Source organism: Rhizobium sp. N621, from assembly GCF_001664325.1.
GTDB lineage: Bacteria > Pseudomonadota > Alphaproteobacteria > Rhizobiales > Rhizobiaceae > Rhizobium > Rhizobium esperanzae.
Window position 1 is genome coordinate 3,422,788 of sequence record NZ_CP013495.1, and the last position, 26,996, is coordinate 3,449,783.

The 26,996-nt window shown below is 56.7% G+C and carries 21 protein-coding genes; 10 read left to right on the forward strand and 11 right to left on the reverse strand.

Annotated features, from left to right (window positions below; all coding sequences use genetic code 11):
- Positions 1–3 precede the first annotated feature (3 nt).
- From AMK00_RS16595 to AMK00_RS16615, 5 genes are all read left to right on the forward strand, one after another.
- The gene (locus AMK00_RS16595; protein ID WP_064804388.1) at positions 4–825 is read left to right on the forward strand and encodes a hypothetical protein; all 822 of its coding nucleotides are present in this window, start codon (positions 4–6) and stop codon (positions 823–825) included.
- 81 nt (positions 826–906) lie between these two features.
- On the forward strand, positions 907–1,845 hold the full coding sequence (locus AMK00_RS16600) for a glycosyltransferase (protein WP_064811122.1): 939 nt from the start codon (positions 907–909) through the stop codon (positions 1,843–1,845).
- Positions 1,846–1,869: 24 nt separating this feature from the next.
- Positions 1,870–2,754 (forward strand): glycosyltransferase family 2 protein, encoded by an 885-nt coding sequence (locus AMK00_RS16605; RefSeq protein WP_064811123.1) that lies wholly within the window; start codon positions 1,870–1,872, stop codon positions 2,752–2,754.
- On the forward strand, positions 2,751–3,734 hold the full coding sequence (locus AMK00_RS16610) for a glycosyltransferase family A protein (protein ID WP_064811124.1): 984 nt from the start codon (positions 2,751–2,753) through the stop codon (positions 3,732–3,734). Before AMK00_RS16605 ends, AMK00_RS16610 begins: the two co-directional genes overlap by 4 nt.
- Positions 3,735–3,758: 24 nt before the next feature.
- Positions 3,759–5,099, forward strand: a complete 1,341-nt coding sequence (locus tag AMK00_RS16615) for an O-antigen ligase family protein (protein ID WP_082240324.1) — start codon at positions 3,759–3,761, stop codon at positions 5,097–5,099.
- A 609-nt stretch (positions 5,100–5,708) separates the two neighbouring features.
- Here AMK00_RS16615 and AMK00_RS16620 read toward each other — a convergent pair.
- Positions 5,709–7,802, reverse strand: coding sequence for an acyltransferase family protein (locus AMK00_RS16620; RefSeq protein WP_064811125.1), 2,094 nt, complete (start codon positions 7,800–7,802; stop codon positions 5,709–5,711).
- A gap of 224 nt (positions 7,803–8,026) precedes the next feature.
- Between AMK00_RS16620 and AMK00_RS16625 the strand changes: the two genes are divergently transcribed.
- Positions 8,027–8,488 carry a glucuronosyltransferase gene (locus AMK00_RS16625; protein ID WP_064804398.1) on the forward strand — a complete coding sequence of 154 codons (462 nt, stop codon included), beginning with the start codon at positions 8,027–8,029 and terminating at the stop codon, positions 8,486–8,488.
- Positions 8,485–8,961, forward strand: a complete 477-nt coding sequence (locus tag AMK00_RS16630; protein ID WP_064811126.1) for a glycosyltransferase — start codon at positions 8,485–8,487, stop codon at positions 8,959–8,961. The genes AMK00_RS16625 and AMK00_RS16630 overlap by 4 nt, the downstream gene beginning before the upstream one ends.
- Positions 8,962–8,999: 38 nt before the next feature.
- On the opposite strand, the gene AMK00_RS16635 is transcribed toward AMK00_RS16630, so the two are convergent.
- The 4 genes from AMK00_RS16635 to AMK00_RS16650 all read right to left on the reverse strand — a co-directional run bounded on the left by AMK00_RS16635 (position 9,000) and on the right by AMK00_RS16650 (position 15,045).
- Positions 9,000–9,695, reverse strand: coding sequence for an SGNH/GDSL hydrolase family protein (locus AMK00_RS16635; protein WP_064811127.1), 696 nt, complete (start codon positions 9,693–9,695; stop codon positions 9,000–9,002).
- 211 nt (positions 9,696–9,906) lie between these two features.
- The gene (locus tag AMK00_RS16640) at positions 9,907–11,214 is read right to left on the reverse strand and encodes an HlyD family type I secretion periplasmic adaptor subunit (RefSeq protein WP_064811128.1); all 1,308 of its coding nucleotides are present in this window, start codon (positions 11,212–11,214) and stop codon (positions 9,907–9,909) included.
- A gap of 15 nt (positions 11,215–11,229) precedes the next feature.
- Positions 11,230–12,993 (reverse strand): type I secretion system permease/ATPase, encoded by a 1,764-nt coding sequence (locus AMK00_RS16645; protein WP_064806281.1) that lies wholly within the window; start codon positions 12,991–12,993, stop codon positions 11,230–11,232.
- 480 nt (positions 12,994–13,473) lie between these two features.
- Positions 13,474–15,045, reverse strand: a complete 1,572-nt coding sequence (locus AMK00_RS16650; RefSeq protein WP_064811129.1) for a right-handed parallel beta-helix repeat-containing protein — start codon at positions 15,043–15,045, stop codon at positions 13,474–13,476.
- Positions 15,046–15,735: 690 nt separating this feature from the next.
- Here AMK00_RS16650 and AMK00_RS16655 point away from each other — a divergent pair.
- The gene (locus tag AMK00_RS16655; RefSeq protein WP_064804411.1) at positions 15,736–16,443 is read left to right on the forward strand and encodes an Ig-like domain-containing protein; all 708 of its coding nucleotides are present in this window, start codon (positions 15,736–15,738) and stop codon (positions 16,441–16,443) included.
- 324 nt (positions 16,444–16,767) lie between these two features.
- Here AMK00_RS16655 and AMK00_RS16660 read toward each other — a convergent pair whose 3' ends face one another.
- The 5 genes from AMK00_RS16660 to AMK00_RS16680 all read right to left on the reverse strand — a co-directional run bounded on the left by AMK00_RS16660 (position 16,768) and on the right by AMK00_RS16680 (position 23,525).
- Positions 16,768–17,472 carry a hypothetical protein gene (locus tag AMK00_RS16660; RefSeq protein WP_064811130.1) on the reverse strand — a complete coding sequence of 235 codons (705 nt, stop codon included), beginning with the start codon at positions 17,470–17,472 and terminating at the stop codon, positions 16,768–16,770.
- The gene (locus AMK00_RS16665) at positions 17,472–19,748 is read right to left on the reverse strand and encodes a polysaccharide biosynthesis tyrosine autokinase (RefSeq protein ID WP_064804415.1); all 2,277 of its coding nucleotides are present in this window, start codon (positions 19,746–19,748) and stop codon (positions 17,472–17,474) included. Before AMK00_RS16665 ends, AMK00_RS16660 begins: the two co-directional genes overlap by 1 nt.
- 51 nt (positions 19,749–19,799) lie before the next feature.
- Positions 19,800–20,519, reverse strand: a complete 720-nt coding sequence (locus tag AMK00_RS16670; protein ID WP_064806283.1) for a hypothetical protein — start codon at positions 20,517–20,519, stop codon at positions 19,800–19,802.
- Positions 20,520–20,601: 82 nt separating this feature from the next.
- Positions 20,602–21,813, reverse strand: coding sequence for a polysaccharide biosynthesis/export family protein (locus AMK00_RS16675; protein ID WP_064804417.1), 1,212 nt, complete (start codon positions 21,811–21,813; stop codon positions 20,602–20,604).
- Positions 21,814–22,115: 302 nt separating this feature from the next.
- Positions 22,116–23,525 (reverse strand): O-antigen ligase family protein, encoded by a 1,410-nt coding sequence (locus tag AMK00_RS16680; RefSeq protein WP_064804419.1) that lies wholly within the window; start codon positions 23,523–23,525, stop codon positions 22,116–22,118.
- Positions 23,526–23,827: 302 nt separating this feature from the next.
- Here AMK00_RS16680 and AMK00_RS16685 point away from each other — a divergent pair, with 302 nt between their 5' ends.
- The gene (locus tag AMK00_RS16685) at positions 23,828–24,427 is read left to right on the forward strand and encodes a transglutaminase-like cysteine peptidase (RefSeq protein WP_064804421.1); all 600 of its coding nucleotides are present in this window, start codon (positions 23,828–23,830) and stop codon (positions 24,425–24,427) included.
- 268 nt (positions 24,428–24,695) lie between these two features.
- Positions 24,696–26,015, forward strand: coding sequence for a UDP-glucose dehydrogenase family protein (locus AMK00_RS16690; protein ID WP_064804423.1), 1,320 nt, complete (start codon positions 24,696–24,698; stop codon positions 26,013–26,015).
- 179 nt (positions 26,016–26,194) lie between these two features.
- On the opposite strand, the gene AMK00_RS16695 is transcribed toward AMK00_RS16690, so the two are convergent.
- Entirely contained in the window at positions 26,195–26,983 is a 789-nt protein-coding gene (locus AMK00_RS16695) for a metallophosphoesterase family protein (RefSeq protein ID WP_064811131.1), read from the reverse strand.
- Between the last annotated feature and the right edge of the window lie 13 nt (positions 26,984–26,996).

The window sequence follows — 26,996 nt, forward strand, 5'->3', positions numbered from 1 at the left end:
TCGATGCCACTTGTCACCTTCATCATCCCGGTCCGACATCAGGACAACGCGCGCGATTGGAGCAAGCTGAAGGCAAATCTCAGCCAGACCGTGGCCTCCATTTCCAATCAGACCAATGGCGATTGGCGCGGCATCATCGTAGCTAACGAAGGGGCCGATCTGCCTGATCTGCCGGAGAAATTTTCCGCCGTTCGTGTGACGTTTCCGCCGAACGACATGCACGAACTCGGAAAGGGCAGCAAGGAAGACTTCCTCGATGCCTTCCGCGCCGACAAAGGCCGGCGCGTTCTAAGCGGCATGCTGGCCGCAGCCGACAGCCGCTTTTTCATGATTGTTGATGACGACGATTTCGTCAGCTCCCGGATCGTGCAATATGTATCGGAAAACCGGGATGCCAACGGATGGACGATCGACAATGGTTACATCTGGGACGACGGCGGCAATTTTCTGCTCGGCCATGATGACTTCAGCCATCTCTGCGGCACCTCGCTGATCATTCGCGGCGATCTGTATGAACTGCCGCAGCGGTTTGAAGACGCCTCTCTCGACTGGATCAAGTCGATGCTGGGCAGCCACGTCCGCATTGCGGGCATTCTTGCCCAGCGCGGAGCGCCCCTGACCAAACTGCCTTTCCGGGGAGCAGTCTACCGGGTCGCCCATGGCGGATCGCACAGCCGCGCGCCGAGCCTGATGCGGCAGTATTTTCTGAATCGTGGCGTACTTCTGAAGCCGCGACGGTTGTTGCGCAATTTTCGCAAGCTGAGGGTTCTCGGCGGCGGTTATCGGCGCGAATTCTTCGGTGGGGCGCGGTCGAATCCCGCATAGCAAACCGATCCGTCCAATAGGTATAGGCAGTCAAATCATGAGGCTTTCCTCTTTCGACTTCACCAAAAGGGTTGGTAACTGATGTCGGATCTTTTCGTCAGCGTGCTCTTTTCATCCTATAATGGCGCCAGCCGCCGGCTGCGCCATACTTTGGATTCATTGGTGAGCCAGGAGCTTCCCCATGATCGATGGGAATTGATCGCTGTCGACAACAATAGCAAGGACGATACGTTCGACCTTCTGAAATCGTATAGCGAAAAACTTCCGATCACCATCCTGCAGCAGCGCAAGCCGGGAAAGTCCAGCGCGCTGAATCTGGCCTTGGATCGGGTGAAGGGGGATCTCGTTGTTCTTACTGATGACGACATCCGCGCCGAACCAAATTGGCTGAAAGCGATCGTCGACTGTGCCGCAGCCCATCCGAGCTATGGCGTCTTCGGCGGCAGAATCGTTCCAGATTGGGAGGAGGAGCCGAAGGACCGCTTTATCGACTGGATTCCCATGGGATCGACATTCGCGATCGTCGATGAGACACAAAGCGGACCGTGCGATCCGACAAAGGTTTGGGGCCCGAACACGATCGTTCGGCGAGAGTTGCTGGGGACGAGCGTACGCTATCGAGAAGACATCGGCCCTCTTCCGGGAAAGATGTTCGCGATGGGTGAAGATGCTGAAATCATCATCCGCCTGGCCGCGGGTGGAGCCAAATCCTATCGATGCGCCGAAGCCGTGGTTCACCACTGGATCCCGGCGTCGAGCGTGACCGAGAATTGGGTGCAGAAACGCGGCGAGCGGCTTGGCTACGGCATGCCGGCGCTCTTTCCTGATGAGGTGCCGGAAGGCGTGAGGATAAGCGGCGTTCCATTGCCGACCTGGATCGAAAGTGCACAGTGGGCTTTCCGTGCAGCCCTCCTCTATCTCCTGCCGCGGTCGAAGAAGCGTTTCTGGGCGATTTGGAAATACTACTACATGCGCGGCTATCGTGCCGGAATTCGCCGATACGCCCCGCTGGGGCGGTGATCGACTGGCCCAGGAGACGGTAATTTGAAACTTTCGGTGCTGATCAACAATTTCAATTACGGGCAGTTCTTGCGCCCATGCATCGACAGTGTCCTGTCGCAGACTTATCCCGACTACGAGGTGATTGTCGTCGACGATGGCTCCACGGATGATTCCAGGGAGATCCTCGCTTCCTACGGCGAGCAGATCCGATCCGTATTGAAGGAAAACGGTGGCCAGGCCTCGAGCTTCAACGCCGGGTTTGCGGCTGCAAGCGGCGATATCCTCTTTCTCCTCGATGCCGATGATGCGTTTCTGCCTGGCAAACTCGCGCGCATTGTCGAGGTCTATGACCGCAACGAGATCGACTGGTGTTTCGACCGCGTGACGACCAACGAAGACGACCAGCCTCCCGCGAAGTTGCAGGTGACGCTGTTCGACAAACGGGACACCCTGCGCAGGGGCGGCTTTCCCTCGCTTCCGGTGCCGACCTCCGGCTTGAGCTTCCGCCGCGACCTCCTGTCCCAGATCCTGCCGATGTCCGTCGCGAAAGACGTCGTGCTCAGCGACAATTACATCAAGTTTGCAGCCGCCTATCTCGGTCGCGGAGCCATCGTCGAAACGCCGCTGACCTTTCAGCGCATTCATGCCTCGAACCGCTATACGGGCACGAGCAGGGCAAAAACACTGCGCCCACGGATCATGATCGCCACAGGATTGGAGCTGGCGCGCCGCTATGATGGGCTGCATGCGCTGGGTAAGAGCCTGGTCGCCGGAGGCATTGCCGAAACGACATCGCTTTTGAAACTGAGGAGCGAAGCTCGCAACACCGTGGCCGGTGGTCCGTTCGGCGACGATGCCGTCAACGAAGTGGCCTTGATGGCCGCGCGCAAGCGTTTGGGCACTATGCTGCGGAGAGGACAGTCATGAACCAGCAGGACACTTTTCCGCATTCATCTGCCGGAACTGATCCGTCAGGCGCGTCGCCGTTGAACATCGCCGTTGGCGTGCTGACCTATCGGCGGCTGGACGGGATCGCCAAGCTGCTCGATGTGATGACACGCCAGACCAGGCATCCGGCTCGCCCCTATCATCTGACGATGGTGATCGTCGACAATGATGCCGCCGGCAGCGCAAGAGCCACGGTCGAGGCTTTCGGCAAAACGGGCACCTATGATCTGATCTATGTCGTCGAACCGAACCAGGGCATACCGTTTGCGCGCAATCGCGCGCTCGATTCAGCCCCTGCCGGTACCGATCTCTTCTGCTTTCTCGACGATGACGAATGGCCGGTCGATGGCTGGCTCGATGCGATGCTGGAGACCCGGGAGAAAAATCGCGCCGATTGCGTCTACGGTCCGGTCCAGCCGGTCTATCCCGAGAATCCGCCGGAATATTTCATCAAGGCAAGGGTTTTCGAGCGCAAGAAGAACAAGGACGGTCAGCGCATTTCCTATGCGGCTTCGAACAATGTCATGTTCGATTATCCCCTCATCCGCTCATGGAATCTGCGCTTCGAAGAGAAAATGCGCTTCACCGGCGGCACTGACTATCTCTTCTTCAATCAGGCAATTCGTCGTGGCATGCAGGTTTTCTGGGCTGACAAGGCACTGGTCTATGATGTCGTTCCCGCCAGCCGCATGACATGGAAATGGGTGATGCAGCGACAATATCGCCTCGGCAACACTTTCGCCGTCAGCGAGATCCTGCACGGCAACCTCAAGCGCCGGCTCTATCGCGCGGCCTATGGCGCCACGAGAGTGATGCTTGGGCTGGTCATGCTGCCGGCGATCCTGGTTTCACCCTATTGGGGCATGCGGGCACTCACCCATGTACTACGCGGTGCCGGCATGGTGAACGGAATTCTCGGACACGCATACCAGGAATACAGGCCCAATGCCGCTTTCTGATACTGTTTGCAGGAGTACCCTCGGATGAGTCTCGGCCATTCTTATCTTTCGGACCAGGAAGTCATCCTGCGGCCAGTCGTCCGACCGCGGCCACGTCGCGGCATCAGAAAGGAAACGCTTATCCGCGTGCTCCTCACCGGAATGTTCTATCTAACACTCTTGCGAACAACCGGGATGTGGTACGGCTATCCCTCAAACTTCAATGAAGATGCATCTGTTGATCCGTTTGCGCAGAAACTGATGCTGTACAGCCTCATTCCGCTGATCGGCCTTTACTTCGTATTGGAACCAAACCGTTTCCTTTCCTATTTTCGTAGGATCCCGGTTCTTGTTTTCGTCGTTATTATACTCTCAATCATTTCCCTTGGGCTTTCCATCAGTTTTAGCGCGTCCGTGCGCGGCGTTGCCGCCGTCGCCGTGCTGACAGTAGCGCCGTTGCTTTACCGGCATCGATACGGCAGCGTTGAAACCTTCCGGCTTCTGGCGACCTTTGGTATGTTCGCGGCCTTTGCGAACATCCTGTATACCGTGGCCTTGCCAAGATATGCTGTGATGGGAGGATCCTATGCCGGCATGGTTAAGGGTCTGTTCTACCACAAGAACGGCCTTGGTCAGTTTTGTGCCGTCAGTTTCATAACCATGCTGTCGCTGGGAATGCCGAGAGGACCATTACGCTATAGCCAACTTCTACGCTGGGCGGCGTTGCTGTGTACTCTCCTACTCATCGTTGTTTCCAAATCTTCGACTGCGGTTGTTATGGTGGCTATCGGCGTGGCCACATTGGCCGGCTCACGTATGATGCAAACCGTGAGAAACTCACTGGCGCGCTCCTTCATTGTTTTCTTCTTCTGCATTATTTTGGGAGTGGCGGCATCCTTCGCCTATCTTGGCGTTGCACAAATGATTGCGGACGCATTTGGAAAAGACCTTACCTTTTCCGGACGCACTAATATCTGGGACCAATTGCTGCCTCTGGTATACGATCGCCCTCTTTTTGGTTACGGTTTTGCCGTTTTCCGTCAGCCGGAAATTATGGAGCAATATGTCTCGCTGACCTTCGACGCACGCTCCACCCATAACACCTACTTGGAACTTGCCCTCAACATCGGGGTACCGGGCATGATTGCCTGGACAGCCTTTATTCTTCAGCGCCTGGGCGGCCGTCTAGTAACGATCCAACGTTCTACCGAGCTTCGTGCCACACACTCCAAGGAAGTTGCAATCATTCTTCTGATCGTGGTTGGCTCAATGATGGAAGCGGGAATGATGCTGGCGCCAGTCATTCTCTGGCCATACTTGGTTGTCTCGCTTCCGCTAAGCAGAATGAAGAGCGGTGGCTCGTCGATGAACACACACAGTGGATAGAAGTTTTGATTATTTTGGGATCGCTGCCGGTGGCGGTGCTTTGATTTATACGTTCATCGAAAAGCCACTGGGGCGCCATCTCAAATCCATCAGCCTCAGAGCTAAGGTTGTTGCGGCTTAGCGCCTTGGCCTGAAAGTTGGAAGCGATCTTTCGGAAGGCACGATGCCTAGAGCTTTTCCGGGTTAGATTGAAGCATTCTGCCGGAGCAGGTTTTCGTCAGGGCAGAGGCGATTGGCGACGGACATACCCCTCGGTACGTCCGAGCCGATGGCCTCTGATCCTGGCGGAAAGATGCCCGGCCCTCCGGGTTGGCTGAAACGGGCCGGCTGATCGACCGGCCGGCTTGGCCGTAGAGCTGGGCTACGACGCGCGCCGGCCGGTCGACCATCCGACTCCGTTTGAGCCAACAGAATGCTTCAATCTAACCCGGAAAAGCTCTAGACGCACGGCTCCCAGCGCCCTGGAAGCCGCCCATTTTTCAACTGGTCGATCCCATGGCGTCGAGGCCGCGGATGACAGCGCATTAATTGAATCGGCGCTTGGGCGCATTCGTTGCGGAATGTGAAGAGGTGAAGGTCACCACTGTTCACACAGGAGCTGAAGCGAGTTCAGCGGACCGGCGTATCAATATGCCTCACAATACCAGTCATCCGAGACTGTTTGTCAGAGAAAGACGTCGTCCTCATTTTCTCCTCGTCATCCGCCGGAAGGACTGCCCTGGCGGCAACTTCCGAGCCGACCGTCGATAGATGCTGGTTGTCTATGAACAACGGCGCGCCGTCGGCGGCGGAAAAACTGCACCGAGCTCCCGGGCAAAGCGCGTTGAAAGGATCGACCAGGGCCACGCCAGGCGGTGATTTCTCCGCGACACGCGCGATAATATCCCTGACCGGATCGTTGAAATTCGCGACAGCTTTCATCGGAGCATCATATGGTGTCAGATCACGATCGCCGTCGAGCCATCTTCCAAACGCCGCTCTGAAGGGTATCGCACGCTGGAGCACGGCACGGACAGGGTTAAAGTTGAAAAGTGGAACGTCTTGCAGAAGGACGACATCCTTGTTCATGGCCCGCAATTGGGCGACCTGCGATGCAAGTGCCGACTCCAGGGTCGGCCCATTTTGGTTTTCGGCCTGCTCTGCGCCATTGGCGCCCGGGCTGATATAGCGCGAACCGGTCTCTGCCTCACGCATCGGAGCAGACCAGTACCCGGCCAGGATAACTTTCTTGATCGCATCGTTTTCACGCAGCAAACCCAATACTTTGGCGTTATAAGCCGAGCATTCTGCAGCATGGAGCGGATGGTTGGGCATATAGCGCGTGGCGTCTGTCAGCGGCGGGCAGGATGTTTTGGTAAAGACGTAAAGCTGGTAACCCCGCTCTTGCGCGATGGCTCGCAATCCGGGCGCAAGTGCAGCCGCATGGCTGTCGCCGATCAAGGCTATCGCAGGCTTATTGCCTGCAGGTTGGCAGTTGCTGCCGAGAGCTGGGGCGGTTGCACCATAAGATACGAGGCACGCTTCACGCCCGCCTGCGATCTCTTCAATCCTGGCAACCTGTGAACCAAATCTCTGTGGAACGCCAGCCAGTAGCGCGGTCAGCGCGAAAGGAAGCGCGAAAACCGCCAGGGCCGTTGCGTAGCGCCAAAGTGTGCGGCCATTGGAAAGACCCGGGCGCCGAAACGGCTTCTCCACGAGATAATACGTCAGAACCGCCAGGATAAATGAGATCCCAACGATGAGCAAAGCCGTCGATTGCGGCAATGGCCAGACGGATGCGACGCTGGCGAAGCTCAAAAGAGGCCAATGCCACAGATACCAGGAATATGAGACAAGGCCGATAAAAACGAACGGCCGCGAACCGAGTGCAAAAGCCACGATCGAGCTTGGCGTCGCAATCAGCAGCGCCGACCCGAGAACCGGCAAAAGCGCCGCAGCTCCGGGAAAAGGCGTGGAGTCGTTGTAGAACCAGATCGGTACGACAATCAATATCGCGCCGATCAACGCAATGGCATTGACGGCTGCGCTTCCACCCCGATCGAGACGCAAACCCTTTGTCTCCATCACAGCGAGAATGCCGCCCATCCCCAGCTCCCATGCGCGAGTCGGAAGCAGATAAAAGGTGAAACTCGGATTGATCTTCAACGCTGCGACGGAAAATATGAAAGAGAATACGACAATCGTTGCGATCGCGGGAAGCACGGCTCGCTTGAAATAGCGGTTCAGGAACAAAATGATCCAGGGAAAGACCATATAAAACTGTTCCTCCACGCCGAGACTCCAGGTCATCAGCATGGGCAGCTGGTCGGATGCCGGCGAGAAGTAGTTGCTGGAAAGCCAATAATAGACGTTGGAAAAGCCTAACATGGCGGCAACGGCACTATGCGAAAATTTCCTGAACTCGCCCGGGGACAGGAGGAGAAAACCGATCAGGAACGAAACAGCCAATACGAAAAACAGCGCCGGCAATATGCGCCGTGCCCGTCGCGCATAGAATCTTGTGAATTTGAATTCCGATTTTAGAATGTCGCCATAAATATGTCCTGTAATGAGATACCCGGAGATGACGAAGAAAATGTCGACACCAACGAATCCGCCGGAAAATGACCTCAGACCTGCATGAAATAGCACAACGGAAATGACGGCAACCGAACGAAGACCATCTATATCGGGACGGTAAGCGCGTACGGGGTTGTTGTGCATCCGATTGTCCTTTCGAGGTGATACAAGACGATACACCCTCACTCGCGAAGTCAATGCCGGCCGAGCCACTTGCATTGCATTGCATTCAAAAATGATGCATTGCAATAGGAAATCACACTCTCCAACGCATGGCTCGCAAAATGTGAACAATTCGCAGCGGGCTCTAAATCTGCTGAGACACCATAGCAGCGCGAACCATAAGATAGTGCGAGGATGGATCTAATATGACTGACGGAAAAAAACGGAAAATTCTCGCCGCTTCGTCCGGAGGTGGTCACTGGGAACAGATGATGGCTATGCGCGCCGCCTTCGAGGGTAGCGAGGTATTTTTCGCCACCACGATTCCCGGTCTCTTAAAAAAGTACGATATCAGCAATGGCTTGGTTTTGCCCGATTGCAGCCGCGACTCAATCGTTATGTCGATCAAGTGTTTTTTCAGCGCGTTTTACATTGTCTTCAAGCTGAAGCCCGATATCATCCTGTCGACGGGAGCAGCTCCAGGCCTGTTCTGCCTGTTGGCTGGCAGGCTCATGGGCAAGCGAACGATCTGGATCGATAGCGTCGCCAATGTGGAGAAACTGTCCTTATCGGGAAAATTGGCCGGCCATATTGCAACGCTCTGGCTCACGCAATGGCAACATCTCTCACGGCCGGATGGCCCCCATTACGCAGGAGCTGTCCTTTGATCCTTGTCACCGTCGGAACGCAGCTGCCGTTTGATCGCCTCGTCAAGGCCGTCGATACCTTCGCCAAGGATCTGACCAGACCGGTGCTGGCTCAGATCGGCAAGGGCACCTATACTCCACAGAACATGAAATGGATCAAGAATATCGAGCCCGCGGACTTCGACAGGGTCTTTCGCGATGCGACTGTCATCGTTTCTCACGCGGGAATCGGCACGGTCCTCACGGCGAAGCGTTTCGGCAAACCGATCATTCTCGTTCCGCGGAAGGCGGCTCTTGGCGAGCACCGAAACGATCACCAGCTTGCCACGGTGAGCCAGCTTGTCGGCCGCCCGGGCATCTATGTCGCCCAGAACGATGACGAACTCAAAGACTATCTCCTCCAGGACCTGGACAGCCCCTCTCATCAAGACGTGTCCGATGCCGGCCGGACGTCGCTGGTCAACTATTTGAAGGGTTATCTCGCAGCAGGTTGAACCCGCCGACAGGTGCAGACACCCTCAGCGGGGGAGATTCATTCTCCGCAATCGCGGCCGGCTATGTGCCGGGCGAGTTGGGGCACGATGATTTTAGAAGCGACTTCGGGCCGCGGATGCGCGCCGTCAGGAATTGCAGCGGCCAGATCGTCAGGGGTCAGACGCTCCCAATCGGGCCGATAGTCGATAAACTCCAGGCCCCGTTTCCGTGCCTCCGCCTGATGAGCCGAAATATAGCTACCGACAAAAGGACGGATCAGACCCCGCAGCCCTGAAAATGGATTCATCGCCATGAGGATGATCCGCGCCCGCGGCAGGCGTTGATGAAGCTGATCGAGAATGTCGGCAATATTCCTTCGGCTTTGCGCCAGCGACACGAACCGATGCAATGTTGCGTCATTGGCGTAGAGCTCGATCAGAATAATATCCGGCTGCTCGGCAACGACCCGATCCAGTTGGGTCAAAGCCCATGTCGACGTCTCGCCGCTCTTTGCGACGCTCTCGACTTTCACGGATCTCTGCAGACAGGCAGAAAGCCTTGTCTGAAGGCCGGGCTGCCATCCCCCGCGCGCTGTCAGCGATGTTCCGAAAGCCACTATTTTCAGCGGTGGAAGGTTCTCGGCATCACTCTTTCCAGTCATCAAAACCATCACGAGGCAGGCTAAAAGCAGAACCAGACCCGATGCCAGTCGCCTCTCGGTCGGCGCCTCTCGCCAAAGCCGCAAACATATCATGACGGAACCATATCTCGGCGAGAGCTATACGTCACCCGGCAGGAGAACCTTGTGGAGCGGCCGGCAGGCCCTTGAAGCCAACCTTGCAGCAGGCTTGAGACAATATCATGAAGGACAGATTGTCATGTCCGCTTCAGTGCGCAAATCAGCCTTGCATCCAACCGGGATAGCAGCTGCCTCGAAATGCCGCAACGGCGCCGAGGAGCGCCAATCACTCCTCACGAAATACATGCTGCATCTGATCGGTCAGCGGTTTTGTGAGATAAGAAATGACGGTCCGGTCGCCGATCTTGATAAAGACTTCGGCCGGCATGCCGGGATAGAGCTTTATCGATTTCAGCTTCGCGATACTTTGAGCCTCCGGCTTGACGCGCACCGGATAATAGCTGATCCCCGTCCGCTCATCCTTGACGATATCAGGCGCAATTGAGGTGATCACCGCCTGCACGTCAGGCGTCGTGCGCTGATCAAAAGCACTGAAACGCACATCGACGGATTGGCCGACATGGACCTGGTCGATATCGCGGGTGGCGACCTTCGCCTGGACGGTCAGATCGTCGTTTTCGGGAACGACGAGTCCCAGCGTCTGACCGGCTTCGATAACGCCATTGACCGTGTGTACCGACAATTCGTGAACGCGCCCGCTGAGCGGCGCGGTGATGTCGAGACGGCGGAGTTGATCGAGCGCAGTGCCGCGGCGCTCCTCATTTTCGGCGATCTGAGCTTCGACATCGGTCAGGTCCTTTGCGATCTCCGAACGACGATCCTCATCCAGCTGAATCGACTGTCGGTCGATTTCGATCGCCTTGCCCTCGGCCTCCGCCTTTGCAGCGATTTCCTGACCGCTGTTACCCTGGAGATCGGCGCGGGCGCGCTTGAGCGTATTCAAACGCTGAAGCGTGACCAGACCCTTTTTGTAGAGAACATCGACGGCTTCGAGCTCCTGTTCGATCAAGCCGAGGGAATCGCCGGTGGCGTTGATCTGAACGACCAAGCCTTTGATCTGCTCGCCCAATTGATCCTTGCGCGACGCCAGCTGACTCTTCATTCCGATCAGCGCCGACCTGCGGCTGTCGAACAACTTCCGCTCGCCGTCGAGCAGCTGCTGCGCCGCGGTGCTGGATGTCAGATCGCTGAGGTTTTCTTCGACATCGAACGAATCGGCGCCGATCCGCTCCGCCTTCAGGCGGGCGCGGCGCGCATAAAGCTGAGCAAGCGTGCTCTCGACAATCGACAGCTGCGCTCTTGTCGCCGTTCCATCAAGCCGTATCAAAACCTGTCCGGCCGACACATGCTCGTTTTCGGAGACAAGAAGTTCCGAGACGATACCGCCCGTCAGATGCTGGATCTTCTTGACGTCGCCGTCGACGACAACGACGCCTTCGCCGATGACGGCGCTCGAAAGTTCCGTCGTCGCCGCCCAACCGCCGATGCCGCAAACCAACGCAATGGACAGCGCGCCGACAACCGCCACATGGCGATTGAGGGAGCGTTTGGATTCACTAATAACTTTGCTCACGATCTTCCTTCCGGCCTATTCCGCCGCATTGCCGTCGACCACGACCTTAAGCTGAGCTACGCGCTCGGCAATCGGCGTGCGCGCTGCCTCGGTCCGGCTGACCCGCGCCAGAACTTCTTCCTTAGGACCGAATGCGATCATTCTGCCCTCCTGCATCATCAGCACGAAGTCGCACACTGCCAGAACGCCGGAGCGATGCGCGATGACAACGACGATGCCGCCACGTGCACGCACGCTCATGATCGCAGCACTCAGCGCCCGCTCGCCTTCCTCATCGAGATTGGAATTCGGTTCATCGAGCACGACGAGGAATGGTTCGCCGTAGAGCGCTCTTGCAAGCGCGATACGCTGTCTCTGCCCGGCTGAAAGCGCAGCACCGCCTTCGCCGATTTCGGTCTCGTAACCGTTCGGCAGACGCAGAATGAGGTCGTGAACGCGCGCCGCCCTCGCCGCGGTAACCACCGCCTCCGGCGACATCTCTTTAGCGAAGCGGCAGATATTCTGCGCGACGGTGCCGGAGAAGAGCTCGACATCCTGCGGAAGATAACCGATATGCCGGCCGAGTGCGTCGCCGTCCCACTGGTCGAGCGCCGCGCCATCCAGACGAATGGATCCTCTGACCGTCGGCCAGACGCCCATCATCGCCCGCGCCAGCGACGATTTGCCCGAGGCGCTGTAGCCGATGACCCCGAGCGCGCTCCCGGCTTTCAGGCCGAAGCTGATATCGGAGATGACCAGCCGCTGGCCGGCCGGCGGTCCGCTGGCGACGCCTTCAACCGTGACCTGCTTGGAAGGTGCAGCCAGCGCGAGAGGGGCTTGGATCTCCGGAATTGTTTTCAGGAGGTTCGCAAGCCGCGCCCAGCTCTGCTGGGCGGAAACGAAACCGCGCCAATTTCCGATCGCCGCCTCCACAGGCGCCAGAGCGCGGGACGTCAGGATGGAACCGGCGATGATAATACCCGAAGAGGCCTGACCTTGAATGACCAGGATCGCGCCTGTTGCCAGCGTTCCCGATTGCAGGGCGATACGGAAAATCTTCGACAGTGTCGCATAACCATTGCCGACATCCGATGCCTGCCGGGTGATGTTCCGGTATTCGCCGTTCTTGCGGTCCCAGATCTCAGCCATGGTGCCTGCCATGCCCATGGCATGAATGACCTCGGAATTGCGGATCGAGCTCTGCGCAAATCCGTTGCGCATGTTGGCGGCTTCCGATTGCCGCTTGGAGAGCGTGCGCGTGCCCTGGTTGGTCAGGAACGTCAGAATGGCGAGAACCAGCGATCCGCCGATCGCGATATATCCAATTGCCGGATGGAACAGGAAACAGATAACGAGATAGAAAGGAAGCCAGGGCAGATCGAACATTGCCGTCGGGCCCATGCCGGACAGGAACGTTCTTATCTGATCGAAATCCCGCAGGGGCTGAAGCCCGTCTCCACCGATCTTGACCTTCAGCGGCGCTTTGATCAACGCCCGAAACACCCGGCCATTCACCATCTCGTCAAGCGCACCGGCGACGCGAACGAGCATTCTGCTCCTGAGAACTTCGAACGCGCCCTGGAAAGCATAAAGTGTCAACGCAAGTATTGCCAAGGCAGCCAGCGTCGGTATGCTTTTGCTGGGAATGACCCGGTCATACACCTCAAGCATAAAAAATGAACTTGTCAGATAAAGTATATTGATAAGCGCGCTAGCTATACCAATGAAGATCAGTCCTCCTTTGCATTTCCGCAAGGCTTTGGACGGTTCATTGACGTCAGCTGCTGAAATTTGAAACACGAAGCAATCCTCTTCTACCGCATCGCGCACCAACGAATGCTGGTCCACAGTGCAGTTACAGGCCCTCAAACCCGATCATTGACATGGCTGCCTTCGGATCCCCGGCACCGTTGCCGATCCCGCTTGCGCGCCATAACGTAGAACATAAATCCCACTGAAAAATGACCGAAAATACAAACTTATCACGAGCAATTTCAGGGGGTCTAACTTTAACACTACGATAAGCAAACCAGCCGAAGCAAGTGAATATCGCAAAACCGCCAATAAGGGTTAAAAACGGCGAGCGTGTGGCAGCTTAAATTCGGCCTTTACTGACGAATTTAACTATAAATGCAATCTATAGTTTGTTTTGGCCATAGCAGACGCGAATTTTTTCGATCAAGAGGGTGTCTTTTGTATCGCCCGCTGGCGAAAACTTGGCTGCCTCGCAAATTGAGACCGCCCGCGGCTCGCGGGAATGCGCAAGAATCCCGTCCAGCCTCACGCCAGGACGTATGAGGCGTGACTGCCATGGAATGCGTCGACGTTGATCGACACGCTCAAGCTGTCGGTATCGATGTGGGAAGCGCCATCGGAGATTTTGTATTGGAAGAACTCACTGACTTTGCCGCTGAGGCCTGCGAGTTTGGCAGCATCGACCGTATAACTATAATCGCCGTCGCTTTCGACGTGGATGACACCGTATTTTCCGGTCAGCGTCAGGCCGTGCTTGTCCACCGCGCTGTCACCGAAGCGGCGAAGGAGTATTGTGCCGTTGCTCGCATTGTCGTTCTCAAGAAGATTTCCGTGATAGGCGCTGCCGGTATCAGTCGAAATTTTCAAGCTGTCATGGACGGCGGCAATTTTGGGAACGACGGCGGCAGGCACAGTCGCAGCCGGCGTTTCTACGCTGGGCGCCGGAGAGCTTACCTGCTCATTGCTCGACGACGTGTCGCCGCTCGCGCTGCCCACTGCGCTGTCAAGCTCGGCCTGCGCTTGTTCGAGCGTCTTGTTTTCGCCGATGGAGAACGTGTTCTGCGCCGCGATTGCGGCGGGCATCGTCAGCGTCGACACCGAACTATCGATGACATTGTCGTAGAAGGAGCCCGATGCAGGCCTGTCGACCTTCAGTGCCGACGCGGTCAGATCGTCGAAGACATTGTCGTGGACAATGATGTTCTCGCGGAGATAGGCGGGATTGCCGACAGCGCTGACCAGGACGCCGTAGACGCCGTCGTGCAGGTAATTTCCGCTAATGTCGTAGTTTTTCGCATCGCCGGAGTCGCCAAGGCCGATGCCGTACGACCAGCTGTAGCCGCCATATCCTGAGATGTCATTGTCATGGATGGCGATGTTCGTGCCCGCCTGAGCGCTCAGCCCGAAACCGCCGCCGATAAGCGTATTGCCCTCGACCACGGCATCTTGAGCCCGGATCAGCACCAGGACGCCCTTGGCGCTATTGGTTACCGTCTGCTCGAGATGATTGTCCTTGATCAGGATATTGCTGCTGTTGTTGAGCTGAATGGCGTCGGCCACGCTCCCCTGACTGTTGGTAACGGTATTGTTGACGAGGGTGACGCCCTTGACCTTGTCCATCCAAATGCCATCGCCATGCACACCAGTCAGGGTGCTATTCTCGATCGTGATGTTCTGGCTACTTTGGAAGCTGAGCGAGCCGGCCTTTCCGGCCAGACCGGTATTCGAGACCTCGACGTTGCGGACGATCCAGTTCGATACACTCCCGGCATAGATCGCGTTGGCGCCAGTATCGGCGATCTTGATGTTCTCGACAATGATGTTCGAAGCCTTGGAACCGTGTATCCCGTTATTGCTGCTGTGAATGACGGGCGCATCACCGATGCCATAGCTGCCGATGGTGATCGGAGCGCTGACAGTGCCGGAATATTTCAGGTCGAACTGTTCGTTAAATACGCTTCCGGCAGCAAGCAGCACGCTGTCGCCAGGATTTAATTTTAAGGCTTCAACAGCGGACAACGTCGCAAAGGCTGAACTCTCACCGGTTCCGCTGTTATAGTCGGATCCCGTCACTGAATTCACGTAATAGACGGTCATGCTGCGATCTCCCGAGGTTATGGAAGACCTTCTAACTGCGGACATCTCTCCGGCCGCTAAAATGAAACACTAAAATGCGCGATATCTCGGAATATTCTTACATTCTAAGCATGATTATTCTAGTGTACGCAAAATATTGTATCACGATAAAGTTGTAGAGCCCGACAAAACGCCCGCTCTACCTGGATTCGGCACATCTGCCGCACTGTGATCCGGAGCAAGCTGAAGCCGGCATATACCCGCTCCAGCGCAGCACAACGTTCCCCAACCCAAACCCCTATGCAGTTATCGGGAAATTATCTTCGGCGATATGCTACAACCCTAAGGGAGAGGGTCCTGCGATAGTGCAGATCCGCTTAATAACCCGTCGTGACTACACAATAACACTTCGTGGTTATACACCACCTGGCAACCTTACTACATTTGCCAATGAATAATGATTTTACTAACCCCAAGAACGATCCGCCACGAATGCAACGGCATAGACGATCAATAATTGTTAAAATTATAATATTTAAGAGTTTCATCGACTTACGCATGTTGTACCCGTATCGTTATCGATCAATACACTCGCAAGTGCTTATCTGTTGTTAACTACACGCTTGACTCCATGTATTAATATACCATTAATCATGCGGTCCGCTGAAGTCAAAAGTGACCGGCGAAGATCAAATTCAAGGAGAGACACAGATGGCTATTCACGCAACCGACGATACTGCAACATTTCTGGAAACAGACGTCATTTCCGGGAACCTGCTCAGCAACGACACATCCGACGGCAACCTTTTCCTACGCGCCTTCGACCAGCAGAGCGTTGGTGCTAAGCAGGGCAACAATCAGATTACCGCAATCGCAGGCGACTACGGCACGTTCTACGTCAAGCCGGACGGGAGCTATACTTACGTATTGAGTGATGCTGCAAAGGTCGGCTTCACCGCCGGCGAGACGCTCCACGAACGGGTCTCCTACAAGATCTCCGATGGAGCCGGCCATACAGATTTCGGCCTATTCACGTTGAATATCCAGGGTGTCACTCAGGTAAAGCCGATTGCTGTTGACGACCATCTCAGCTTCAACGAGGGCGACGCCATCGGCGGCAATCTGCTGACCAACGACATTCCTGGCGACAATGGCCATCTTTTCCTGCGTCAGTTCGCCAACACCAGCGTAAACGGCGACCCGACCGCAACAACGAACATTGCCGGCACCTATGGAACCTTCCATGTCAAGGCGGACGGCTCGTTTACCTATGATCTAGCTTCGGATATCGCTCCGGGCGACCATATCACCGAAACCATCCAGTACTACAAGATCTCCGATGGTCAGGGCCATACGGATGTCGGCGTTCTAACGCTCAACATCACGGGCACGGACGTCGTCTCCGGCGCCACCGTCTGATCATCGATAAACCGTCTATGATGCAACGCCCGCTGCTTACGCGGCGGACGTTGTCTGCTATCAACCAGTGCCGTCACGAAGTTTGCCGATGGCATCACTGAGTAACGGGCGCCTTATCGGACGCGTAAAGGACGCTGTTACGTTCGCTATTCTCGTGTCGCGCTTTCCGAAAACCGAATCCCGATTTTCGGGCTGATACGCTAGCTCTTTATTTCTCACATGTTGTTATCACGACGTGCTTTGTCCGCTCTGGCAATGTTTCATCTCAGATGCGGGTTTAGACAGCTTAAGCTTGCTACGTTCTTCAGGAATGGCGGAGAACGATTATCTGCCACAGCGCTGTCGAAACCGCGCTGTCGCCCCCTCTCCTACGCTCGCCCAAGTTCGATCGAAGATCGGGCGGAGCTGCGGGTTGACCTTCTTTATCGCGGCATTGACCATGCAGCGATCCCCGAGTTTCAGCATTGTGGTGAGATCGCTATCAAGCGCAATCTTTGCAGCGGAAAGGGTTACGCTGGTATAATCGTTCCAGAAATAAAACCGCGACAAAATCATTCCTTGATCGTGGGGCGCGAGCACGACCGAACGCTTCATCATTTCCGCAATAGAGACCGGCTCTTCTGCGATTTTCGACTCCACGGCCGCAAGCCGAAGCCAAAAGTTGCTGTTCGTCGGCATGCACGAGAGGGCATACCGCAAATATTGACGCGCATTTGACGCCGCAGCGGCCCAAGCGTCGTAGTTGACATTGACATTCTGTCGATCGAGCTGCGTCAGAATGAGCGTGACACCGGCGGCGACGATGTCAGATCGGCAATAGTGCCCTTCGACCACCTCGACAGTACGCGCCGCATATCTGGCCGTGACGTCGTTCGCGACAGTTTCGCCGCGTTCTATCCTCTCGGCGACGAGCGAAATGCTGGCCGTCCTTATCGAAGCATAGAGTTCTCGGCCGGCCAGCACCGTAAAGACCACGGCGACGATGAGGAAAACGATTCTCGTGCGCGAAACATGCCGAATGCCGAGCATCAGCTTTCGGTATAGTATCGCGAATAGCGCTTATAATAATACTCGCTGGAACCGAACGTCCGGTAGAGCTTCATCTGCGCCGGATCGACCTTGGTCAATATGGCGCCGACGCACTTCGTATAGAGGTCCGGTTCGGACAACAGCGTCGACTGAACCACCTTCCGCGAAGTCTTGCCCCACTCGATCACGAACACGACCGCGTCGAGCTTCGGGTTAATGGCGCGTGCATCCACCACCGGAGCCAGAGGAGGCAAGTCGACGATAATGTAATCGAAACTTTGACGCGCAAACTCGAGAAGCTGATCCATACCGCGCGACGCAAGCAGCTCCGACGAATGCGGAACGCGATACCGCGCCACGGTCGGCAGGAATGCGAGCTTTGTTTTGGGGTCAAGGAGAATGAGATCCTTCAGCGGGCGATTGTCGACGATTGCTTCAAGCAAGCCGGCTTCCGCGTGGCGGCCGATGGCCCGCGTCGCTCCCGGATTGCGCATATCGGCGTCGATAAGCAGGCACCGTGCCCCTTGCATGGCCAAAAGCTTGGCAAAATTGATGGCGGTCGTCGACTTGCCTTCACCGGGCAAGCTCGAAACCACACCGATAACTTTGCAGCGCTGATCGGAGGCACTGATATCGATCGCGATTTTTGCGCTGCGAAGCGTCTCAGCGAATGCCGACAGCGGATGCTCCTCGACATAGGTCGTGGTCTTGCCGCCTCTGGCGATGCTCCGCGGGTTCCCCGGATCGACGAGCGTCGGATCATCGACGTTGTTCTCAATCAGCGGCATCACGCCAAGAGATTCGACGTCGAGCATATCCTTGACATCATCACCGGTGCGGAAGAAGCGATCGCGGAATTCACGGAAAGCTCCAATGCCGCTACCGAACGCGCATCCCAGGAACATGGCGAAAGCGATGACGAGGCTTCTTTTCGGCGCGCTCGGCTTCGTCGGCGTCTCCGCAGTCGTGATGATACGTGCGGCGGTAATTGGGAAGCTCTGCTGCTGGATCGCTTCTTGATAACGCGCCAGGAAGCTTTGATAGAGGTTCTTATAAGTATCCCGCGTCCGCTCGAGCTCGCGGAGCTGCACCTGCGTCTCGCCCGCCGTTGCGGCCACACCCGTTGCCTTATCAACGCTGTCACGCAGCGATTTTTCGCGGGATTGCGCAACCGTGAGCTCGCTCTGATAGCTCTCGGCGATACGATTCAGCTCGTCGAACATAAGCCGTTCGTATTCGGCCATCTCCGCACGGAGCCGGACTGCCTGAACGTGGTCGGGACCAAGCCGCGCCTCGATCTCAGCCTCGAGCTTCGAAGCTTCCAGATATTTCTTGCGAAGGTCGTTTGAAATCGAGCTGTCGAGGACATCGGTCACGATCGCATCGGTCTGCTTGGCTTCGATGATCGACTTGATGCGGGTATATTTCGCCTCCGCCTGCGCCGTTTCGGCCTGAGCCTTGATCAACTGGCTGTTCAGCTCGGAAAGCTGCTGCTCACTGAGCAAGGTGCCCGATCCTGCCTCGACAAGCCCATGCTCGCTGCGGAATTTCTGCACTGCGAGGTCGGTGTCCAGCGCCTGCTGCCGGAGTTCTTCGATCCGCTCCTGCAGCCACTCGCCGGCCCGGCGTGTCGCCTCATATTTCGAATTGAGCTTATCGACCAGGTAAACATCGGCGATGGCGGCGGCGATTTCTCGCGCCAGATCCGGCGACTGCGAGGTATAGCTGAGGTCGAGGACGTAGGATTTGCCGACACGCTCGACGTCGATATTTCCAGCGACCGTTTCCGCAGCCCATCGCCGCTTCATTTCCGCATCGGGAGCAACGGCCCCGTCGTCGGCAAACCAGGAGCGAAAATTCAGCAGAGATTTCAGCGTTGCGACAGAAAAGAGTGAGTTCTTCTGTGCCGTGAACACCGGATCATCGACAAGTTTCAGCTTGTCGACAACCGCATAGGCGATCGCATCGGACTTCAACAGCTCGACTTGGCTGAGGACCGTGCCCTCGTCATCGTCCAGCTGGCCGAAAGCCGCCAATTGGTTGATCATCTGATTGTCACTGCGGTCGATCAGCACTTTGGTCTCGGCTGTGTAGACCGGCACCGCAGTCAGGACATAGACGACACCAAGAATGGCAAAGGCGAAAGCGCACACCGCTACGATCCGCCACTGCCGGCGAACAATTGCGATAAGCTTGTCGAAATCGATGAAATCAGCTTCGTTTCCCGTATCGCGGGAAGCGTCGATACGCGGCGTAAGTTTATCTGGTGACAGCAATTTCGATCTCCAACAAAGGCGTCAAGCGCTAAGATCTACAGGCAATTCCAGCTATTGTGTGACGGGGATGCTCTGACTGGTCGACTCCGTCGTATCAGAGGACGACTGCCCCGCTCCTCCCGCGCTGACGACTATCGTCGTCGAGGTCGTCGAACTCGTGGACGAGCTGTCCTCATCGTTCGTATCCGAAACCCTCAGCGTGCCGGCAGTCGTGGTGCTGCCGTCAAACGGCGTACCGTCATCCGACCCCGGACCTGTCTGCCCGATTGAACCAGTGTTGCCGATACCGGATGCTGCGGCTGGCGCACCTGTGCCCGGACCGAGCGCCGCCGTCCCGCCTTCAGCCAGAACCTTTGCAAAGGCTGTCAGCAGCGGCGCAAGATTGGGATCGGCGCTGGCCGCCTCGGCAACAGCTTTTTCGATCGCCAGTTTGAACTGCGGATCGGAGACTTGGCAACTGTTTGCGGCTCGCCCGAGGCCGGATCCGATCGCCGCCATCTGTGCGGCATTGGCCTTCTTGGCCTGCTCGAGTACCGGCAATAGAGCGTCGTTACTGCTCCCTACCAGCGCTCGAACACGCGATGACAGAACCAGGGGATCGGACATGTCGAGCAGAACGGCGGGATTGGCGGTAAATCCGCCGACGTCTGCGGGTGTGAGATTTGCAGGACCCAGGCAAGCAGCCGCAAAGGCGCTCGAAGTCATACCGACAAAAATTGCCGCGGCAATTCCGCTATATGCAAGTTTACGATGAACACTAAACCTTGCCATAAAAGTGGCTTCCTTCATCAAATCCGCTATCGGAAAGAGGCCAGCGTCGATCGTTTGCGATCGGCGCCGGCCATTTCCTCAATTAACGCCCGAGCTCTCGCACCGCACTACGGGTATCGCGTGCGTCGTCCGTCACGCCGGCAACAGTGGACGATACCGAGTTTACGATGTCAAGGAACTTGACCAATTCGATAGAGTCCGAATTGGAAACATAGATAATATCCTTGTCTTCCATCTTGAATTGCTGAGCGGCAAACAGGGTTGCCGGATCACGAAGATTGACGCGGATAATCACCGGAACCGTATCGCCCGCAAACCGCGTCGTATCTACATGCATCGCCGCAAGCGTCTTCCTCGGGACAAGGCGATAGAGCAGGACCTGGGCCGGATCCGCACGGTCGTCGCGCAGGCCACCCGCCTTGGCGATGGCCTCCCCGAGGGTCAGATCCGACTCTTCGAAATCGAACCGGCCGCTGGTGCCGGCGGCGCCGAGCGCCAGGAACGTACGGCGCTCGTGATCGACCGAAATCGTATCATCCGGCGCGACATAGATATTCTCCGCCGGGTTTTTCAACAGCGTATTGTAGGCGACGGTCGCCGTTCTGCCGCGGCGCTGCAGCGTCACATTCGTTTCGATGTTATTGGTCGTCAAACCACCCGCGGCGGAAATGACGTCGAGAATGCGCTCACCGGCCGGACTGATCTGAACGCGCTGAGGATTGTTGACATCACCGAGCACGGCTACCTGACTGGAGCGGTTGGTCGTCGTGGTGATAACAACCTGCGGCTCGATTGCGCGGCTGGCCAGACGATCTTCGACATCCTGCTCGACGGTCTCCTTCAGGCGACCGGCAGCCGGAACACGACCCGCATAAGGGATCGTGATCGTCCCGTTTCTATCGATGGTCTGCGCCGGCAGAGAGATATAATTGCCGGGCCGGCTACCGGCGTCGGAGGGAATGAAGAGACCGCCGGACTGCGCTTCGAAAATCGCAACCTCGACGACATCGCCATAACCGAGCGGAATTTCAGGCGCACCGCCACGACCACCGCCAAAACCCTTGAAGGAGGTCGGCTGCGGAGAGGTGAAATAGGACAGGACGTTCTTGCTGAGATCAACCAGGGCGTAGTCGATACCGACGCGACGCTCCTTCGTTGTTACCTTTACCGCCGCCCCTCGATCGACATCTTTGTGATCTGGACCGGATCTTGGCAAGGACGTGCAGCTTGCCAATATACTCGTTAGCGCTACAACAATGGCGACGCGTGTACTACCGACAGGAAAACAACCCATAGAATAACCCGTGTTGACGCCCTTGAAGCTACTGCTCCGCAATCGGACAAATTACAAGACAATCCCTGATCAATAATTACCGAATGCCGTTTATCATTCTCTAACTGTGGCAGCCCGGCAACGCCGAGCACTTCAGCAAACGAACGGCCTCAGCCCGGCTCTCTGACGCCGGCAATAATCTAAAGGCTGCGTCCGCTATAAAATTTCTTGCGTTTAAGAGTCAACCCGCAGCCCTCAATCAATCGGTATTTTCGAAAAACCTTCATAAATTCCATTCATTTAAACCTTTGTGTGCTGACCGGTCACACATATTGGCGATCCGTTTCGCCGTGACTGCGGCCGAGGCTGATCGCAACGACGGCGCTCAGGAATGCGGAGAAAAATACCGCGAAACCAGGGATTTGCAGCGAAAAATCGACCGCGGCATGAAGGGCGACCAGAACCGTCGCCGCTATTCCGAGCAGAACATAGTGCCTCAGGCGCCGCCGCTCGGAGAGCCCGCGCCAGAAAACCTTCGCAAGCACTGCGAAAGTAAGAAACGTCGCAACCGGAAACGTAACCCCCAGCCCCAGAAATCCTTCCAGATAGAAATTATGTGCGCGGTCAAAGATCCCGAAGATGCCGCAGGCCGGATCGCGGTAGGCAGAAAACACGGTGCGGAAGGTTCCAAGGCCCGTTCCGGTTAACCAATGATCCGAAATGGCACGCCATATGCCCGGCAGAATACAGAAACGATCATCATCCTCGAGCCGCCGCTCCTGCGCGCGCAAAATCGCCTGCCCTGCAAACATGCTCAGCAACAGGACGATGAAAATGACCGCCGAGAGAAGCTTCAATACCGAGCGCCATTTCGGCGCCGGTGTTAAATATCGCCTCGAGCTGTTCCAATTGATGACAAGCCAGGGAAAATAGATGAGCGCGGCAATAAAGGTCGCGAATATTCCGGCGCGTGATCGGCTCAGCATCAAAGCGGTGAAACATGCGCACAGGAGCAGAACATAGATCCACGTTCTCAAGAGCAGAAGGTTTCGGCCTGGCTCGCCGGGCGGGTGAATTGAATAGGAACGGGCAATGTCCCTGACCAGCGTCAGCATGAGCAACGTTCCCAGCCCGAGGAAGGTCGCAGCGGTATTGCGGTTGACGAAGACGGCTGTCAGGCTGTCGAGGTAGGCGTGTTTTTCTATGACGATCAGGATGTTGGGAAACATCGAAAATTGCAGCAGGCCGAAAACGGCGATGCCCCCCGCCGCGAGCCCCAGGCTGGTCAGCACTTTCCGCGCTCGTTGATCGGTATCGCACAAGATAAGTCCGGTCAGAAAGGTCACGAAAGGCAGGGCCACCCAGAGTATCGAGGCAAGCGTGTCCGCCGGTTCGACGGAGATCGCCGCATATTGGACGCCCGCCAGATCGCGCGCAGCGCCCCAGGCGGGGTTTGCCAGCCAATTGGCCGGCAGTTCGATCGTTTGAATAAATGTCCAGCTCGCCAGCACGACGAGTAAAAGCAAGGCGATCTTGAACACCCACCTGCTTTGTCTTGGCTCCGCAAACAGCAATACCGAAACGATGGCGAGAGCAAACATTCCGATTGCGGCGAAGGCGAAGGGCAAAGGTGTGACACTTCCAAAGGGAATGAGCGTCAATATCACCAGGCCGATGAAGGCAACGAGAATCGCCTCCCGCAAGACCTGCCTGTTGATGAGGCTGGATAACATTTGACTTCACTCACCAGCAGCCAAAACGAGGCAATCACAACCATTACGGTTAATATACTCGTACTAACATAAGTTGCAGATCAAGCGCTTGCGTGTTAAAGTGCAACAGAATTCCACATCGTTAAAATTGTCGCGAATGGCTTAAGCCAATCGAGACAGGACCCCGCTTATGCTCCTTCAAGCAGCAGAAACGGGACAGACGTTCTGTGCCCAATACTTGGCAGATCACTAAGTCGCCATGCCATTGACTGAGCCAAAAGGCAAGCCTGATCTCAATCGCTTGCCCTGACGGGGATTAAGAGATGAAGAAAACCTTCGTTACACTTCTGGCACTGGCATTTACAGCGGGGAATGCCTGCTCTGCATTCGCGGCCGGCCCCGCAGGTTTCGCCCGCGGCCTGACCAGCGATTCGGAGGTCAGCTATATCGCCGAAAAAGGAAAGATCGTTCCGCCCTTCGCCCAGGTGCTGTTCTGCGCCCAGAACCCTGCCGAATGCCGCGACAACAACGGACCGTCGGTCATCGCACTGACGGACAAGGAAATGCTGCAGCTGAAGAATGTGAACAACACCGTCAATCATACTATGATCGGCCGCAACGATTCCCGCAACGAACTGAATGGCGATGTCTGGACGGTGAATGTGCGCAGCGGCGACTGCGAAGATTTTGCATTGACCAAGCGCAGCCGGCTGATCGCGATGGGCTGGTCATCGCGCGCCTTGCGGATCGCAACGGCCTATACACCCTCCGGCGAAGGGCACGCCGTCCTCGTGGTCAGAACCGACAAGGGCGACCTGGTGCTCGACAACAGGCAAAGCAGCATCAAGAACTGGCGCGATACAGATCTGCGCTGGGACAAGATCCAATCGGGAACGGACCCGTACGTCTGGTACCGGCTGTAGCAGCCGAAGCAGCCGATAGAGCAATCCGTCTCATTCCAGGATTGAAGCCGAGCCGGCTCTCACGAACGGCTCGACTTGTCATATTGCCCACATAAACCTATGTTTTTGCTGTCGAGCGGGTGCCCGGCAGCAAATAGCGGCACCCTCAATGCGACTTCCGATGTGGGTATTAAGCGATCTTCGATATTGTCTTTTGGCCCAGATTCAGTATGACGAGCGTCATGCTGCGACGCAGCATGACGTTCTACTCTAATGATTTGAGGGAAATATGCGCATCACGATGATTGGATCAGGCTATGTCGGCCTCGTTTCAGGCGTTTGCTTTGCGGATTTCGGCCACGACGTCATCTGCGTCGACAAGGATCTGAGCAAGATCGAGGCCCTTCGCGAGGGCCGTATTCCGATCTACGAGCCGGGTCTCGATCAATTGGTTGCTGAAAACACCAGCACCGGCCGCTTGTCGTTTTCGACGGATGTCGGCGAAAGCGTTCGTGGCGCCGACGTCGTGTTCATCGCGGTCGGCACGCCGTCCCGTCGCGGCGACGGCCATGCCGATCTCTCCTACGTCTATGCCGCTGCGCGCGAGATTGCCACCTATGTGGAAGGCTTCACCGTCATCGTCACCAAGTCGACGGTGCCGGTCGGCACCGGCGATGAGGTTGAGCGCATCGTGCGGGAAACCAATCCTTCGGCTGACGTCGCCGTCGTCTCCAATCCCGAATTCCTGCGCGAGGGCGCGGCGATCGAGGATTTCAAGCGTCCTGATCGGATCGTCGTCGGACTGAATGACGACCGGGCACGCGAGACGATGACCGAAGTCTATCGTCCGCTCTACCTCAACCAGGCTCCCCTGGTCTTCACGAGCCGCCGCACCTCCGAGCTCATCAAATATGCGGCCAACGCCTTCCTGGCCATGAAGATCACCTTCATCAACGAGATCGCCGATCTCTGCGAAAGGGTCGACGCAAACGTCCAGGACGTTTCGCGCGGCATCGGCCTCGACGGCCGTATCGGCTCCAAGTTCCTGCACGCCGGTCCGGGGTACGGCGGTTCGTGCTTCCCCAAGGATACGCTTGCCCTTGCCAAGACGGCGCAGGATTATGACGCACCGGTCCGTCTGATCGAAACGACGATCTCGATCAACGACAACCGCAAGCGGGCGATGGGCCGCAAGGTCATTTCGGCCGTCGGCGGAGACATTCGCGGCAAGAAAGTCGCCATCCTCGGACTGACCTTTAAGCCGAACACCGACGACATGCGCGACAGCCCGGCCATCGCTATTATCCAGACGCTGCAGGACGCCGGCGCCCAGGTCGTTGGCTATGATCCCGAGGGTATGGACAATGCCCGCAAGGTCATCGAGAACATCGAATATGCGAACGGTCCTTACGAAGCCGCTGCCCACGCCGATGCCCTCGTCATCGTCACCGAATGGAACCAGTTCCGCGCCCTCGATTTCAATCGCCTGAAGCAGTCGATGCGCGCTCCGGTCCTGGTCGATCTGCGTAACATCTACCGCAGCGACGAGATCCGCAAGCACGGCTTTACCTATACCGGTATCGGCACCAATCTTTATCAGGACGCCTGACAGCGCCTGGCAACTCTGTGAATCTTCTGACGCCGCGGGCACAATCCCGCGGCGTTTATCTTTGGAGCATGCGCCACGCTCTCTTCGCCCAGCGCATCGGCTTGAAGGCCGGAGTCGATTTTCGGAAAGCACGACGCGGAGTTTCATAGGGCAGCGCGTCCTTTTTGCATCCGAAGGCTCTAAAGCAGCCCTACCCGCGTCCCCTTGATCGTCAGTACGGTCAGCCGGCCCGTCGCCGAAACCGCGGTGTCGATGCCGATGCGTTGCGGACCGAATGTCGGGGCTCGCCCCGGAGTATGTCCGTGGATCACGAGAACAGGAAGCTGCGGCCCCTCGTCCAGGAAGGGCTGCCGGATCCACATGAGGTCGCTGTCTTTTTGTTTCTTGAGATCGACGCCGGGTCTGACGCCTGCATGCACAAACACCACCCTGCCTATCCGCAGCATGATCGGCAGCGATTCCAGGAACTGGATATGCCGCTCGGGTATCATATTGCGAATGACGCGGGCGATCGTTTCGTTTCCCGCCGCCGACTGCAGGAGATGCTCGATATCGATGCCGTAGGAGTGCAGCGTCTCCGTCCCGGCGAAACCCAGCCATTCGAGAATGCCCGCCGGTTTGCGATAGAGCTTCACCAGCTCGGCATCGTGATTGCCGCAAAGAACCAAGCGCTGAAACCCTGGCGGCGGGTTCTTGCTCAGGAACTCCAGAACTGCGCTCGAATCGGGTCCACGATCGACATAATCGCCGAGCATGACGATGAGTTTCGGTCCCTGAATGCCTGCTGCGTCCTCCTCGATGCGGCGATGCACCTCGACGAGCTCGTCGTAACATCCGTGAACATCGCTCATCGCGTAGACCGCAGCGAAGTCGCCTTCGGCAAAGCTCAGCCGAGCGCGCTGCTTACGGTTGCCGGCCAATGTCGGTATCTGTCGCCACCGTCCTAGATAATTAGACATGTAACCCATTTATGAGACCCGG